At 62.2% G+C, this 15,990-nt stretch carries 12 protein-coding genes and 1 pseudogene; 8 read left to right on the forward strand and 5 right to left on the reverse strand.

Annotated elements, in window-relative coordinates; translation table 11 throughout:
* Positions 1-24: 24 nt before the first annotated feature.
* Positions 25-1,203, reverse strand: a complete 1,179-nt coding sequence (locus PO860_RS15000) for an NAD(P)/FAD-dependent oxidoreductase (protein WP_273884350.1) — start codon at positions 1,201-1,203, stop codon at positions 25-27.
* On the opposite strand from PO860_RS15000, the gene mnmC2 reads away from it, so the two are divergent.
* Positions 1,202-1,930 carry a tRNA (5-methylaminomethyl-2-thiouridine)(34)-methyltransferase MnmC2 gene (mnmC2, locus tag PO860_RS15005; RefSeq protein ID WP_273884351.1) on the forward strand — a complete coding sequence of 243 codons (729 nt, stop codon included), beginning with the start codon at positions 1,202-1,204 and terminating at the stop codon, positions 1,928-1,930. The two genes, PO860_RS15000 and mnmC2, sit on opposite strands and share 2 nt — an antisense overlap.
* A gap of 289 nt (positions 1,931-2,219) precedes the next feature.
* On the opposite strand, the gene PO860_RS15015 is transcribed toward mnmC2, so the two are convergent.
* Entirely contained in the window at positions 2,220-5,603 is a 3,384-nt protein-coding gene (locus PO860_RS15015; protein WP_273884353.1) for a response regulator, read from the reverse strand.
* Positions 5,604-5,930: 327 nt separating this feature from the next.
* Here PO860_RS15015 and PO860_RS15020 point away from each other — a divergent pair, with 327 nt between their 5' ends.
* The 3 genes from PO860_RS15020 to PO860_RS15030 all read left to right on the forward strand — a co-directional run bounded on the left by PO860_RS15020 (position 5,931) and on the right by PO860_RS15030 (position 9,418).
* Complete coding sequence (locus PO860_RS15020; protein WP_183607931.1) at positions 5,931-6,239, forward strand: hypothetical protein; 309 nt, start codon at positions 5,931-5,933, stop codon at positions 6,237-6,239.
* A 76-nt stretch (positions 6,240-6,315) separates the two neighbouring features.
* Complete coding sequence (locus PO860_RS15025; protein WP_275037883.1) at positions 6,316-7,416, forward strand: DNA alkylation repair protein; 1,101 nt, start codon at positions 6,316-6,318, stop codon at positions 7,414-7,416.
* A 262-nt stretch (positions 7,417-7,678) separates the two neighbouring features.
* Positions 7,679-9,418 (forward strand): DEAD/DEAH box helicase, encoded by a 1,740-nt coding sequence (locus tag PO860_RS15030; protein WP_183608348.1) that lies wholly within the window; start codon positions 7,679-7,681, stop codon positions 9,416-9,418.
* Positions 9,419-9,472: 54 nt separating this feature from the next.
* On the opposite strand, the gene PO860_RS15035 is transcribed toward PO860_RS15030, so the two are convergent.
* Positions 9,473-10,375, reverse strand: a complete 903-nt coding sequence (locus PO860_RS15035) for a DMT family transporter (RefSeq protein WP_273884355.1) — start codon at positions 10,373-10,375, stop codon at positions 9,473-9,475.
* Between the two features lie 605 nt (positions 10,376-10,980).
* Here PO860_RS15035 and PO860_RS15040 point away from each other — a divergent pair.
* From PO860_RS15040 to PO860_RS15055, 4 genes are all read left to right on the forward strand, one after another.
* A complete protein-coding gene (locus tag PO860_RS15040) occupies positions 10,981-12,390 on the forward strand; it encodes a circularly permuted type 2 ATP-grasp protein (protein WP_273884357.1) in 1,410 nt (469 codons plus the stop codon).
* Positions 12,390-13,331 (forward strand): alpha-E domain-containing protein, encoded by a 942-nt coding sequence (locus tag PO860_RS15045; RefSeq protein ID WP_183607923.1) that lies wholly within the window; start codon positions 12,390-12,392, stop codon positions 13,329-13,331. Before PO860_RS15040 ends, PO860_RS15045 begins: the two co-directional genes overlap by 1 nt.
* A gap of 12 nt (positions 13,332-13,343) precedes the next feature.
* Positions 13,344-14,168 (forward strand): transglutaminase family protein, encoded by an 825-nt coding sequence (locus tag PO860_RS15050; RefSeq protein WP_097620781.1) that lies wholly within the window; start codon positions 13,344-13,346, stop codon positions 14,166-14,168.
* Positions 14,169-14,363: 195 nt separating this feature from the next.
* Positions 14,364-15,312, forward strand: a protein-coding gene (locus tag PO860_RS15055) for an IS630 family transposase (protein ID WP_273885870.1) whose coding sequence is annotated in 2 segments (ribosomal slippage) — positions 14,364-14,699 and positions 14,701-15,312 — 948 coding nt in all. Because the reading frame shifts where the segments join, the coding sequence is not laid out codon by codon here.
* Between the two features lie 6 nt (positions 15,313-15,318).
* Here PO860_RS15055 and PO860_RS15060 read toward each other — a convergent pair.
* Positions 15,319-15,728 (reverse strand): annotated as a pseudogene (locus tag PO860_RS15060) (type II toxin-antitoxin system VapC family toxin).
* The gene (locus PO860_RS15065) at positions 15,725-15,967 is read right to left on the reverse strand and encodes a type II toxin-antitoxin system Phd/YefM family antitoxin (protein WP_273881215.1); all 243 of its coding nucleotides are present in this window, start codon (positions 15,965-15,967) and stop codon (positions 15,725-15,727) included. Before PO860_RS15065 ends, PO860_RS15060 begins: the two are co-directional and overlap by 4 nt.
* Between the last annotated feature and the right edge of the window lie 23 nt (positions 15,968-15,990).

The following is a 15,990-nucleotide window of genomic DNA, read 5'->3' on the forward strand; positions in this document are numbered from 1 at the left end:
AACGACGCTGGAACTAATTCGCGTTTAACGTGAAGCCGCAGCGATGTGATTTGAAATCGCGAAGCTCTCCGGCAGCAAAAATCCGCAGTCCGCATCGCCTGCGATACAGATTGCCGCTTCCGCCAGCCGATGCGCAAGGCCGAAGCTGACCTTGAAGCCGCCGGTCAGCGCGATCAGGCGCGGGTGATCGGGATGGCGGCCGATCATCGGATCCCGGTCGATTGCCTTCGGGCGAAGCCCCGCCCAGCGCTCGACGACGGCAGCGTCGCGAAGGCTTGGCACGATCGCCCGCGCCGCCTCGATCAGCGCGTCGAGCTGGGCATCGGTCGAAAAAGGATCGTCGAAACGGTTCTCGCTGGTGCTGCCGATCGCCGCATGCCCACCCTCATGCGCGACGACATAGAGCCCGTCGAGGAAGATCGTCGGCAGCGCCGGGTCGATATCCGCCTTCAACAACGCCGCCTGCCCCTTCACCGGCTGGCCGAGCGGCTGCTTCAAGCCTGGCGTCAGCCCCTGCAGCAGCGGAAAGGACTGATGGCCGGCGGCCAGGATGCAGCGGCCGAAAGCAATGGTTTCACCGCCGATCTCGGCCGTGCCGCGATCCGGATCGAGATCGGTGACGACAGCATTTTCCCGGATGCGCACATGTTTTGCCCCTCGCAGGAAGGCGATCAGTGCCGACATCAGCGAGCGGGGGGCGACGCGGGCGGCAAGCGTGTCATGCACGAAGCCGCTCTCGCCGGCGGACGCCTCGACCCAGCCATCTGCATCAGGCCTGTCGAGCAAGTGCCAGTGGAAGCGGCGCTCGCCTGCCCGCCAGTGGCGTTCGGCATCCTCGGAATGGCCGCGCGCGATGCGGTTGAGATGCGGCTTCGGCAGCGGGATCAGCCGTCCGGACCTGTTGTAACCTGCAGAAAGTCCGGTCTCGGCTTCGAGCACCGCGATCTCGGTTTCGAGCGAGACCAGCGCATCGAACTGGAACTGCTTCTTTTCCGACCACCGGTCCGGCATATGCGGCATCAGCGCGCCGAGCAGGCCGCCGCTCGCACCTTCGCCCAATCTGCCGGCGTCGGCGATCAGGGTATGGATGCCGCGGCGCTCTGCATGGACGGCCGCCCAAAGGCCCATGATGCCGCCGCCGACGATCAGCAGTTCTGGAGATGATTGACCTGAGACCGGCTGAGGATTATCGGCTTTTTCCATGACAGACGTGAACCCCGATCAGATTGGCGTGGGCGCGCCGCAGCCGCTCGAATGGCGCGATGGCGATATGCCCTATTCCACCGCCTTTGGCGATCATTTTTATTGCCAGACCGATGGCCGGCTGGAATGCGGCCACGTCTTCCTCGCCGGCAACGGCCTGCCGGAACGCTGGAGTGGCCGTGAGGAATTCATGGTCGGCGAGCTCGGCTTCGGCACCGGCCTGAACTTCGCCGAGACCTGGCGGCAGTGGAAGCTCCACCGCATAGGCGGCCAGCACCTGCATTTCATCTCCTTCGAGCTTCACCCGATGCGCGGCGAAGAGATCAGCCTGGCGCTGTCGCACTGGCCTGAAATCGATGCCGAACGCGAGGCGCTGACGGCGGCCTGGCCGCAGACGCCTGATGGTACCGTCACGCTCGACCTCGATGCCCAGACACGGCTCAGCGTCGTCTGCGGCCGCGCCCTTGACGGCGTCGCCGCCGCAAAGCCCGGCTTCGACGCCTGGTATCTCGACGGCTTCGCGCCCTCGCGCAACGGCGAGATGTGGTCGGAAGAACTGATGCGGCTCGTCTGTGAAAAAAGCGCAGCCGGCGGCACTTTCGCCACCTATGCGGCGGCCGGCTTCGTGCGTCGCAATCTCATTGCCGCCGGTTTTGCCGTCGAGCGCCGCCAGGGCTTTGCCGGCAAGCGCGAGATGCTCTGCGGCATCAAGCGGTTCGCCCGATAAGGCTAGCCGGCTTCTATCGCCAATATTGCCAAGGCTATCGCTTTGCGAGACAGTTTCCGAAAAGGAGTGGATATGGCAAGCGGCGAGAATCTGAGGCAGAAACTCGAAAACGATGTAAACGAGCTCGCGAAATCGAGGCGGGGAAATCGGCTGACGGCGCTCGATCTGGCGATCGGCCGAGGGACCGCCGACGCGGATGCAGGGCGTCTCAAGCCTATCGGCGATGTTGCCGCGCGTCTTGAAGACAAATACGGAAGCCGTTCGTGATTGCCCTATTTCCCCGCAAGGATCAGTAGCTGGTGCGCCCAGGCTGCAGTTCGTCTTTCCCGAGCCACTGCCGGATTTTTTCCTCGAGCAGTTCCGGGCTGATCGGCTTCGACATATAGTCGTCCATGCCGGCGTCGAGGCAGAGTTCGCGGTCGCTTTCGAGCGCATGGGCGGTGACGCCGATGATCGGCACCCGGTGGCCCCGGCCCTGTTCCCGTTCGCGGATCGTCTGGGTCGCCTGATGGCCGTTCATGACGGGCATAGAGACGTCCATCATGATGATGCGCGGCGCGTGCCGCTCCCAGGCCGCGACCGCCTCCGCGCCATTCTCGACGACGAGGAAGGAAAGACCCGTTCCCTGCAGGATCTGCGTGAAGACGATCTGGTTGACCTCGTTGTCCTCGGCGACGAGCACGTCGACGAATTCGGCCGGCCGCGGCTGCGCTGCGGGCACAGGCGCCGGCACAGGCACGGCTGCCTCGGCCTGCAGCCGGGCGACCTCGGCTTCCGACGCCTGTTTCACGCGCCGGGCGCGCACCACTTCGACGACGGTGTTGCGCAGCACGTTGGCGCGCGCCGGCTTCATCAGATGCGCGTGACCGTTCAGCGCCGCGAATTCCTTTTCCGTGCCGGAAATATCCATCGACGTCAGGAAGATGATCGGCAGCTCGGCAAAACGGCGATCGGCGCGCAGCCGGCGCGCGACATCGGCACCGTTCATATCGGGCATGTGATAATCGAGCACGACGGCATCGACGGTAATGTCGAGATCGGCCGCCGCCTCCAGGATCGCAAGACCGGTACCGCCGCCCTCGGCGGCCACGCCGTCGAAGCCCCAAAGCGACAGCTGCTCGGTGAGGATGCGTCGGTTCACGTCATTGTCGTCGACGACGAGGATGCGGGCACCCTGCACATTGATCGGCAGCGGTCTCGGTTCGACACGGGCGGCTGCCACCGCAAACGGCAGGTTGACGGTGAAGACCGAGCCCTTGCCCCATTCGCTCTCGACGTTGAGATAGCCGCCGAAAAGGTCGACGAGCCCGGCGGTGATCGCAAGCCCGAGGCCCGTTCCCTCATGCCGCCGGGTCGAGGAGGCATCGACCTGCGAGAACTTGTCGAAGACCGTTTCGAGCTTTTCACTCGGGATGCCGATGCCGGTATCCTCGATGCGGATATTCGCCATGATCTCGCCGCCGGCAGCAGGCTCGAAGCCGACATCGACGAAGACATGGCCGCGCTCGGTGAACTTGACGGCATTGCCGACGAGATTGGTGACGACCTGCCGGAAACGCCCGGCATCGCCGATCACGGCGGCGGGCAGATCCGGTGCTGCACGCACCAGGAGTTCGATATTCTTCTCGGCCGCATGCGAGGACAGAAGCGTCGCCACATCCTCCACCGCTTCGGTGATGTCGAAGGCGGCCTTGCGCAGTTTCATCTGTCCGGCATCGATCTTCGAGAAGTCGAGGATATCGTTGATGATGGTCAGCAGCGCATTTCCGGATTTGACGATGATGTCGACGAAGGTCTTCTGCCGCGTATCGAGATCGGTCTTGGCAAGCAGTTCCGCCATGCCGAGCACGCCGTTCATCGGCGTGCGGATCTCGTGGCTCATATTGGCGAGGAATTCGGATTTGGCGCGGTCGGCGGCTTCGGCGCGCGACAAGAGATGGCGCAACTCCTCCTCGCGGCTCTTGAGCTCGGTGACGTCGGTGAAGAGCGCCACCCAATGCTGCCCCTTGGTGATCGTCGCATCCATGTTCACCCAGCGCTCGCCGCCGACATGGAAGACGGTGGAGATCGGCAGCCTCGCGGCGATATTGTCGCGCCAGCCCTGCAGGATTTCGGCAGCGGCATCGTGGAAATCGCCGCGCGCCGCGCAAAATTCGAACATGCCGAGCCAGCCCTGCCCGGCTTCGATATAGGCGGGTGGAATCTGCAGGATATCGGCCATCGCCCCGTTGGACATCTTGATGATGCCGTCCTGGACGATGGCAAGACCTTGCGACATCGCATGTGTCGCATCGCGCATCATCTCGCCGACCCGCTCGAGCGCGGCGCGGGTCTCATGAATTTCCTTTTCCCGCTCGCGCACCGCCGAGATGTCGGCATAGGTGAGCAGGATACGGTCGTTGGAGATGCGGCGGCTGTCGAAGATGACGGATTTGCCCCCCGCCCAGCCGAGCTCGATCGGCTCAGGCACTTCGGCCTCGAACAGATGCTTGCGGAAGGCGTAGATCTCCTCCGGCGTCTGCGTGCCGTCGTAGCGTCCGAGCTCTAAATTGCGGCGGATGACGTCGATGAAGGGGCGGCCGTCGAAGCGATCGTCGAGCGGCAGCTCCCAGATGCTGTAGAATTCGTCGTTGACATAGAGAATCTGGTGGTCGTTATCGAGGATCAGAACGCCGACCGGCAGCGAATGCAGAATGCTCTCGATATCCCGATGCAGTATTTCTTCCTGCTTGCGCGACTCAATCAGCGCCTTTTCGCGCTCCTTGAGCGGCGAGATGTCGGAAAAGGAGCCGACGACATAGGTTCGCCCATCCGCCGTCATGACGCGGTTGACGCGCGAGATGACGGGATAGATGTGGCCGCTCTTGCTCGGCATTTCGCTCTCGAGCTCCACCGAAATGCCGTCCCTCAGCGCCAGCAGGTTTTCCTGGTAGATCGCATCGGCACCTTCCGGCCCGAACATTTCATGTTCGGTCATTCCCAGATACTCGGAGCGGGAATGGCCGCTGAAGGTCTCATAATATTTGTTGGCATAGACCAGGCGGTGCTCGTCGTCGCGCACGAAGACCGCAACCGGCAGGTCCTCCAGGACGGTGCGGAGAACGTCGAGTTCGTTGACGCTCTCACCCCAGGCCGAATCTCCGGTGGGCGCAGGCCTTCCACCGCCGCGATAGGCGGCATTGACGACCAGCGGGCGACCGTCATCGCCAAAAATACCGATCGGATGATCGAGCTTCTCCAGCGCCGCGCGCACACGGGCGAAATCCGCCGCAATCCCGGGATCGCCGGCAATCCCCCTGGCGTCGACCGCGCGGCGCGGTTGCTCGCGCACTTCGAAGATGCCGAGCACATAGGCCCGATCCGGCGACGGCGAGAAGCTTTCGATCTGGATGCGCTCATGGCCGAGGCCTGTGGCATCGAAGCAGATGGCGTTTTCCTCGGTGCCGAACACCAGCGCGCGGCGTTCCCTATCCTCGCGCTCCTCTTCCTCGGGACGGTCGAAGAGCTCGCGGCTGCGCCGACCGATGAAATCGGAAATCTCGCGGCCCAGGAAGTCGGCATAGGCCTCGTTGACGGCGACATAGCGCAACTCGCTGTTCTTGACATAGGCCGGGGTGTCCAGATCAGCGATCCGGCGGCAAGCCAATTCCAGAATGTCCCCGACCGATTTCAAGAAATTGTCGCTCCCGCAATGAATGAAATATCAACTACAAAGACTATAAGGCCAAGGCTTTTAACAAGGTTTTAACCATAAATTTCGACAGCGGAATTTTACGAGCCGGCTCACCAGCTGAAGATACCTCACATTGCCGACCCGAGCTTGCACGAGACTGAAAGGACACCGCTATCTGTGGCAATGCGGCAGCCTTGATGTCAGCAACCGTTGAAACCATGACGAAAATTTAATGCGGGCGACGCTTGCACGGCCATTGCGCCGCCGCGATCCGGGCCGAGTCTGGACACGGCTTTTTGGAAGCCAGTCTAGATAAGGAAATAGCATATGTCCGTTCTTCATAAGACCATGGCGACGGGCCTGATCGCGCTGACCCTTGCCGGCGCCTCGCTCGCCACCGCCACGACCGCCGATGCCCGTCCGCGTGATGCCTTCTGGGGCGGCCTGGCCGCCGGCGTCGTCGGCGGAGCCCTGCTCTCCGAGGCAGCCCGCCCCGCCTACCCTGTCTATCCCGCCTACCCTGCATACCGCCCATACCCGGTCTACCGGACCTACTACCGGCCGGCCTACTGCCACCTCGAATGGCGCTACGACCGTTGGGGCGAGCCCTATCGCGTCAAAGTCTGCCCGGAATAGAGAACCGCATCCGGCGCCGCTTGACCTCCCGGCGGCGCCGGTCCAATGCGTTTCCTCGCACAGAGGGAGGATCAGCATGCCGGAACCGCTCAAGAACCTGCTGCACGAAGCGCTGGTCAGCAACATAGCCGATCGCATCGCCGCCAATGCGTCTTCCTTCGATCGCGAGCGTTTCGTAAGGCTGGCGACCGACGGACTTGGGGCGCTGGAGTTGATGGACCGCTCGGCGCTGATCCGCGACGCTCTGTTTGCCACGCTCCCCGATGATTTTCCGAAGGCCGCCGCCATCCTCAAGGCGAGCCTGCCCACCGATGGCAAGCCCGGACTGACGGGCTGGATGCTGTTACCGGTCAACCAGTTCATCGCAGCACGCGGTCCCGATCATTTCGATCTTGGCCTCGACCTCCTGAAAGCACTGACACCGCATTTCACCGCCGAATTCGGCATCCGGCAATTCATCCATCGCGATCAGCAACGCGCGCTTGCCATCATTTCCGGCTGGGTTGATGATCCCGACCAGCATGTGCGCCGGCTGGCAAGCGAGGGAACGCGGCCGCGCCTTCCCTGGGCGATGCGCCTGCCGCAACTCGTCAAGGACCCCGCGCCGATCCTGCCTGTCCTGACCGCACTGATCGATGATCCGGAAGATTATGTGCGCCGCTCCGTCGCCAACAGCCTGAACGACATCGCCAAGGATCATCCGGATCTGGTCGCCGCCTTCATCGCCGGTCACATCGAGGGGGCCTCCCGCGAACGCCGCCGGCTGCTGAAGCACGCCTCGCGCACGCTTCTAAAGAACGGCCATGCGCAGGCGCTCGCCAACTTCGGCTTCGGCGCGGCCGCTTCGCTCGCATGCGAACTACGGCTCCTGAACGGCGAAGTGCTTTTCGGCGAAGGACTGGATTTCGAAATCCGGGTGACGAATGCCGGCAAAGCCCCTCAATCGTTGATGATCGACTACGCCATCCACCATGTGAAGAGCGACGGCTTACTCTCGCCCAAGGTCTTCAAGTGCAAGACGCTCATGCTCGCGCCCGGGCAAAGTCACGCGATGACGCGCCGCCACACCATGCGGCCGATCACGACACGGCGCTATTACCCTGGCGAACACCGCATCGCCATCCTCGTCAACGGGGCGGAAAGCGCCTCGGAAAGCTTCGTCCTCGTCATGCCCTGACGTGACCCGGGCTGAGGCTTTCTTGTGCACTGCACTTGACTTTCACAGAGAACTAGCCCAAATGCGGCTCAGCTTTCACCCTTCCGGCCGCCGCGTGAGCGTGCCCCTGCTAGAAAATACGGACGCAGGAAGAAGGGACAAAAGCGCATTTCGATAGAGCGCCGCACTCCCAATGAGCGGCCAGAAGCGCTGGAAAGCTTTTTCCAACTCACAAGTTCCCACTTCACGCGGGGTTCTTGACGCCAGAATGAAACCGGATCGCATGGTGCGTTCCGGCGATAGTCATTGTGGCGCCCCGAAAGGTTATACCTTGACTAATTTTGAATCGCTTGGTGTCTCCAAGCCGATCGTTGCCACCTTGTTCCAGCTCGGCATCGAAACGCCGACGCCGATCCAGGAACAGGCCATTCCTCTCCTCCTCGAGGGCCGCGACCTGATCGGCCTTGCCCAGACCGGCACCGGCAAGACTGCCGCTTTCGGCCTGCCGCTGATCGAAAAGCTGCTTGCCGACGAACGGCGCCCCGACAACCGCACGACGCGGACGCTGATCCTGGCTCCGACCCGCGAACTGGTGAACCAGATCGCCGAAAACCTGAAGAAGTTCATCCGCAAGTCGCCGCTGCGCATCAATGTCGTCGTCGGCGGCGTCTCGATCAACAAGCAGCAGCTTCAGCTTGAAAAAGGCACCGATGTGCTGGTTGCCACACCCGGCCGCCTGCTCGACCTCGTCAACCGTCGCGCGATCACGCTGACCACGGTGCGCTATCTCGTGCTCGACGAAGCCGATCAGATGCTCGATCTAGGCTTCGTCCACGATCTGCGCAAGATCGCCAAGCTGGTGCCGAAGAAGCGCCAGACCATGCTGTTTTCGGCCACCATGCCGAAGGCGATCGCCGATCTTGCCGGCGAATATCTGGTCGATCCCATCACCGTCGAAGTCACGCCGCCTGGCAAGGCTGCCGACAAGGTCGAGCAGTACGTGCATTTCGTCGGCGGCAAGAATGACAAGACGGAACTGCTCCGCAAGTCGCTGACCGAAAACCCGGATGGCCGCGCCATCGTCTTCCTGCGCACCAAGCACGGTGCGGAGAAGCTGATGAAGCATCTCGAGAACGTCGGCTATTCCGTCGCCTCGATCCACGGCAACAAGAGCCAGGGCCAGCGCGAACGGGCGCTGAAGGCTTTCCGCGACGGCAGCATCAAGACGCTGATCGCCACCGACGTCGCCGCCCGCGGCATCGACATCCCGGCTGTCAGCCACGTCTACAACTACGACCTGCCTGAAGTGCCCGATGCCTATGTCCACCGCATCGGCCGCACGGCGCGCGCCGGCCGCGACGGCATCGCCATCGCCTTCTGCGCTCCCGACGAAGCCAAGCTGCTGCGTGATATCGAGCGCCTGATGGGCATCGACATCACGGTCGCAGGCGGCGAACCGCCGGCCCATATCAGCAGCAGCGGCCCTCGCCGCGGCAACGGCAATGGCAACAACCGCAATCGCGGCGGCGGCCAGGGTCGCGAAAGCAATGGTCGCGGCGAAGGCCGTGGCGACCAGAACCGTTCCGAGCATCGCGGCAGCCGCCAGGAACGCCGCCCGCGCCGTGAAGGCGAAGGTAGCGAAGTCCGCGCCGGCGGCGATCGTCGTCCGCGTCCCGAGCGCACCGCCCGCAACGAGGATTTCCGCGGCCAGCGCCGCGGCGAAGCGACCCCTAACCTTGCTCCCGACAACGATCTGGTCTCGACCTCCGATTTCCGCCCCGCGGCAAAGCCGCAGCGTCCTGCCCATAACGGCCCCAATGCCCACCATGCCAATGGCGAGCCGAGTGGTCATCACCGCGGCAATAACCGCCACGCCCACGGCCGCCCGGCCCGCAAGCATGGTGAAGATCGCGGCCCGCAGCAGGCCCAGGGCGGCGAACCGCGCCGCGACGGCAACGGCGGCAATCGCCGCGGCGGCTCCGGCGCCCGCAATGGCGGCGGCCAGCGCCGCGAGCGCGCCTGAGCATTGATCGACTGAAAATCAGAAAGGCCGGGTTCTCCCGGCCTTTTTTATTGTCTATGCCTCAGCCGGCGTCCGCCGCTCGGCTGCCCTGCGGTTCGTGAGATAGACCCCCGTCACGACAACCGCGGTGCCCACAATCAAAGGCAGGGTCAGCGGCTCCCCGAAAGCGATGAAAGCCTCGAGGGCAACCGCTGGCGGCATCAGGTAAATCAGCGAAGCGGCGCGGGAGACCTGCCCCCGGCGGATCAGATAAAGCAGCAGCCCGACACCGCCCATCGACAGGCCGAAGACCGACCAGACGAGCGCGCCATAGGCCCGCGCGGTGCCGTCGAAATGCTGGTGCTCGAAGATCAGCGACAGCGGCAGGGTGAGAATCAGCGCGCCGACATATTGCAGCGTCGCAATGGTTCTGAGGTCGCCGGATTGCAGGTGTTTCTTCTGATAGAGCGTGCCGTAGGTGACGGAGCCCATGGCAATGAGGTTGACCGCCAGCGGCACGGCGGCAAGGGCGAGATCGGCCGTCGCCGGACCGAAGAGCTTCGGCGAAATAGCGATGGCGATCCCGATGAAACCGAGAGCCAGGCCGAGCTGCTGCGTCTTCTGCAACCGCTCGCCGACGAGAAAGGGAGCCGCCATCGCCGTCAGCAGCGGCTGCAGCGCCGCGATGATGCCTGATATGCCGGCCGGCACGCCATTGGCGATCGCCCACCAGAGACCGGCGAGATAGAAACCATGCAGGAAAAAGCCGGAATAGACGGCCCGCAGCGCCGTCGCCCGGCTCTTCGGCCATTGCGCCCGCGCCACCAGGCAAAGCGCCAGGAATGCCAGGGCCGACAGCCCATAGCGTATCGACAGAAAGGCGAAGGGCTCGGAATGCAGCGCCGCATATTTCGCCACCACCCAGCCCGTGGACCAGAGCAGGACGAAAAGAGCGGGGGCAAGGCGATCGAGGGACATGGGGGCTCGCAAAAAAAGATTCGCCGTGCTGATAGCGGCAGCCGGCGGCCGCAGTCAAAGGCGAAGCGTTGATGCTTATTTGAAATTTCGCTGATGGTTGGGTGGATAGCGTGACCAGCGCGGCTCCTGTGGCGAATACAGAACGGCGTGCCGTGAGGCACCCCCCTCTGCCCTGCCGGGCATCTCCCCCACAAGGGTGGAGATTGGCAAGAGGTTGGGTCATCCGTCCCTCTCTGCTGTATCGAAATAGCCATGCGGTAGTTGTTTGGGGAAGCCGTCGCGCCCAGCCGATCTCCCTCCTTGTGGGGGAGATGTCCGGCAGGACAGAGGGGGGTGCCTCACGGCATGCCCTCTCCTCGCCACAGGATGAGAGAGGTGCGGTTGCATCTGCACCTCGAATCCACCTTGCCGATCGAAAAACAATCATCTGCCCACATTTTGCGCAACCACTCGAAGCAACCATCCTCCCCACCACGCCACTTCACTTCAAATGCTCAGATTTTCGCCCGTTTCCCGCAACGCAAAATCTTTTCCCCGAACTGCGCATGGTTCTTGCATTGCAATTTGCGTTGTATTCAAATGAACAAAAAAGGGGAGCCGCACCTTTGGCATTTGATGAAATGATTACCGGGGACGAAAGTCCTCGTCCGCCTTATGAAAAATATTTCGAGTGGTACAACAGCCAAGACCGGGCGCATCTGATTGCCAAGTCCCGCGATGCGGAAAATATCTTCCGGAAGACCGGCATCACTTTCGCAGTTTACGGCCATGCCGACAGCTCCGAAAAGCTCATTCCTTTCGATATCATTCCGCGCATCATCTCCGCTCGCGAATGGCGCAAGCTCGCCCAAGGCATCGAGCAGCGGGTGATCGCGCTCAACGCCTTTCTGGATGATATATACCACAAGCAGGAGATCATCCGTGCCGGCCGCATTCCGCGCCAGCTGATCGAGAACAACGTCACCTTCATCCCCGAGATGATCGGCTTCCGCCCGCCCGGCGGCGTCTACACCCATATCGTCGGCACCGACATCGTGCGCACCGGCGAGGACCAGTTCTACGTGCTCGAGGATAACGCCCGCACGCCCTCCGGTGTCAGCTACATGCTGGAAAACCGGGAAACCATGATGCAGATGTTCCCGGAGCTCTTCCATGAGAACAAGGTGCAGCGCGTCGAGGACTATCCTTACTTGCTTCGCCAGAGCCTCGCCTCGCTCGCGCCTCCCGGCTGCAGCGGCAAGCCGCGCGTCGCGGTGCTGACGCCGGGCATTTACAATTCGGCCTATTACGAGCATTCCTTCCTCGCCGACATGATGGGCGTCGAGCTGGTCGAGGGCTCGGATCTGCGCGTCATCGACGGCAAGGTGAAGATGCGGACGACCCGCGGTTACGAGGCGATCGACGTGCTCTATCGCCGCGTCGACGACGATTTCCTCGATCCGCTGACCTTCCGGGCCGATTCCGCGCTCGGCATTCCCGGCATCATGGATGTTTACCGCTCCGGCAATATCACCATCGCCAACGCGCCGGGCACCGGCATTTGCGACGACAAGGCGATCTATTCCTATATGCCGGAGATCGTCGAATTCTACACCGGCAGCAAGGCACTGCTTGAAAACGTGCCGACCTGGCGCTGTTCGGAAGCATCAAGCCTGAAATATGTGCTCGAGCATCTGGAAGAGCTTGTTGTCAAGGAGGTGCACGGCTCCGGCGGCTACGGCATGCTGGTCGGGCCGACGGCATCGAAGAAGGAGCGCGCCGATTTCGCCGAGAAGCTGAAGGCCAAGCCCAACAACTATATCGCCCAGCCGACGCTGTCGCTCTCCACCGTGCCGATCCTCGTCAACAAAGGGATTGCACCGCGCCATGTCGACCTTCGCCCCTATGTGCTCGTGTCGGACAAGGTTCAGATCATTCCGGGCGGGCTCACCCGCGTGGCGTTGAAGCAGGGCTCGCTGGTGGTCAACTCCAGCCAGGGCGGCGGCACCAAAGACACCTGGGTATTGGAGGACTGATGCTCGGAAGAACCGCAAACGGCCTCTACTGGATGTTCCGCTACATCGAGCGCGCCGAAAATATTGCCCGTCTGGTCGATGCCGGGCTGCGCATGTCGCTCACCCGCAGCAGCGCCGGCGACGACAACTGGGATGGCGTGCTGCAAAGCGCCGGCGTGCGCGAAGCTTATGACGAAGGCCATACGAAGCTGACGAACGCCGATGCGATCGACTATCTCTTGCGCGATCGCGCCAATCCGTCGAGCGTCATGTCCTGCATCGAGTCCGGCCGCAACAACGCCCGCATGGTGCGCACCGCCCTGACACGCGAGACCTGGGAAGCGACCAACGAATGCTGGATCGACCTGAAATCGCTGCTCGAAAAGCGCGTGAAGGCCGCCGACTTGCCTGAAGTGATCGATGTGATCAAGCGCCGCGCCGGTCTCATCCGCGGCGCTTTTCATGGCTCGACGCTGCGCAACGAACTCTATAATTTCGCCCGCATCGGCACCTTCATCGAGCGGGCGGACAATACCAGCCGCATCCTCGACGTGAAATATTACGTGCTGCTGCCCTCGGTTTCATCAGTCGGCTCCTCTCTCGACAATGTGCAGTGGGAATCGATCCTGCGCTCGGTCTCCGCGCACCGCGCGTATAGCTGGGCTTATGATGGCGAATACCGGGCGATGAACATTGCCGACTTCCTGACGCTGAACGTCCAGATGCCGCGCTCGCTTGCCTATTGTTACGAAAAGATCGTCAGCAATCTCGGCTATCTCTCCCAGGATTATGGCGAGCGCCTGCCTGCCCACGATACTGCCGATGCGATCCGCACCACCCTGCAGACGAGAGCGATCCGGGATATCATGGATCAGGGCCTGCACGAGTTCCTGGAGGATTTCGTCGCGCGCAACAACAAGCTCGGTGCGGAAATTTCCGACGGCTATCGGTTCTATGTATAAGCGGATCAGAACATGCGACTGAAGATCAGCCATCTCACCGAATACCGCTACGACGGACCGACGCAGTTCTCGCTGCAAAGGCTGAGGTTGACGCCGCCGACGAGCCACCATCAGAAAGTCCTCACCTGGGCGCTGAAGGTCGAGGGTGCGATACCCGAGGTGGAATATGACGACCAGTACGGCAATCACGTCAATCTGGTCTCGCTGGAAGGCGAGCAGGATGTGACGCGCATTCTCGCCGAAGGCGAGGTCGAAACGGAAGACAACAACGGCGTCACCGGCCCGCATACCGGCTTCTGCCCGCTTTGGCTCTTCCTGCGCGACACGCCGCTGACCAAGGGCGGCAAACTGGTGAAGGAACTGATCAAGGGCGTCGGTGGCGATAACGAGCTTGCCCGCATGCATGCACTGATGGCGGCAATCCACGAGACGGTCGCCTATAAGCCCGGCACCAGCAACACCGAGACGACGGCCGAACAGGCGCTGGAGAAGAAGAGCGGCGTCTGCCAGGACCACGCGCATATTTTCATTGCCGCCGCCCGCGCCCTGCAGGTGCCGGCGCGTTATGTCTCGGGCTATCTGATGATGGAAGAGAAGGTCGAACAGGCGGCGACCCATGCCTGGGCAGAGGCCCATATTCCCGGCCTCGGCTGGGTCGGATTCGATCCGGCCAACGAGATCTGCCCGGATGCGCGTTACATCAGGATCGCTTCCGGTCTCTGCTATCGCGACGCCGCGCCGATTTCAGGCATGCGCATCGGCACGCCGGGCGAAACGCTGTCGGTCACCGTGAAGGTCGAGGACGGCGGGCAGATGCAAAGCCAGAGCCAGAGCTGAACCGCCGGTCCCGAAATCCACCAGCTTCCGGCAGATGGCGCACGTGACAGTTGCCGATCGTCAACTTTTCATTGCATGCATCAAGTTTGATGCGACGTGCTTTAGAGCGGTTCATTGCTTATCGGAATCGAGGTGGGATTCCCAAATCAGCAGAATTGTGATTCATCCTGGGTGCTGGAATGGAGGCCAGCATCGATGACGCGACCTTATTCGAATGATCTTCGTGAACGCGTAGTGGCTGCAGTTGCAGGCGGTCAGAGCTGCCGGGTGGTGGCTGAACGGTTCGACATTGCCGTCTCCTCTGTGGTGAAGTGGTCGCAGCGCCATCGGGTAACCGGCAGCGTCTCGCCCGGTAAGATGGGTGGCCATCGCCGGCGGGTGCTGGAGCCGCATCGCGCCTTCATTGTCGAGCGGATCGAGCAGATCTCGCACCTGACGCTGCATCGGCTGAAGGACGAACTGGCCGCCCGCGGTATCGCCGTCTCCCATAATGCCATTTGGCAGTTCATGCGCCGTGAAGGTCTGAGCTTCAAAAAAAACGCTATTCGCCCTTGAGCAGGGCCGTGCCGACATTGCCCGGCACAGGCAGCGCTGGAAGACTTGGCAAGCCCGCTTCGATCCGAAGCGGCTCGTCTTTATCGACGAAACTTGGATCCGCACCAACATGGCGCCGTTACGCGGCTGGGGACCGAGGGGCAAGAGGCTGCGCGGCTTTGCCCCACATGGACGCTGGCGCACACTCACTTTCCTCGGCGCTCTGCGCTGTGATCGGCTCACTGCGCCCTGCGTCTTCGATGGCCCAATCAATGGCGAGTGCTTCGAGGCTTATGTCCGCCAACAGCTGATCCCGACACTTAAGCCCGGCGACATCGTCATCCTCGACAACCTCGGCTCTCACAAAGCTAAGGCCGTCCGCGATGCCATCAAGGCGGCCGGCGCCAGACTATGGTTCCTGCCGAAATATTCCCCTGACCTTAATCCGATCGAACAGGCATTCGCCAAGATCAAACATTGGATGCGCCAGGCCCAAAAGCGAACCGTCGACGACACCTGGCGTCATCTCGGAGACCTCGTCGGCACCATCAAGCCTGACGAATGCGCAAACTACTTCACAAACGCTGGCTATGCTTCCGTCAAAACGTGAAACGCTCTAGCCGGCCGCAAGAACCTGGAGATGACCGAGGGCCCCGTAGCTCAAGATCGCCTGATCGGCCGTCAGCAACGGTACGCGATGAAAACGGGCGGTGGCAGCGATGATGCGGTCGGCCGGATCGGCATGAAACTCACCAGGCAGTCGAACGCTGTCTATCGCTATGGAAGGTTCGATCGGTGCGAGCTGGAGTCCCCGCAGAGACAGCGCGCTATCGATCCATCGCCCGACGTCATCGCCGAGCGCCAAGCGTCCCTTCTGCACGAGCATCGCGATTTCCCAAGGCGTAATCGCCGAAATCAGGATCCGGCTTTTCCCGTCATCTCATCGATGATGCGCCGGGCTTGTGAGCCGAGACGCGCATCGTCCTGCAATGCCCAAACGAGGATGTGCGTATCGATGACGATCAACGAACGGCGTCCCAATCCACTGGTGCGACTGCCGGAGACAGCGGATCGTCATAGCGCAATACGCTGCCCTTCATCGCGCCGATGATACTCCTGCGTCCGCGAGTGTCAGGTGCCGGTGAAAGCACGGCAACTGGCCTGCCACGCTTGGTGATGACGATAGATTCGTCGTCCTTCCCCAGCTGATCGATAAGGTTCAGACATTTCGCCTTGAACTCCGCCGCGCCGACTACTCTCGACATAACCATATCTCCTGTACACTTGT

Origin of the sequence: Rhizobium binxianense, assembly GCF_028994275.1 — a bacterium.
Taxonomy (GTDB): domain Bacteria; phylum Pseudomonadota; class Alphaproteobacteria; order Rhizobiales; family Rhizobiaceae; genus Rhizobium; species Rhizobium binxianense.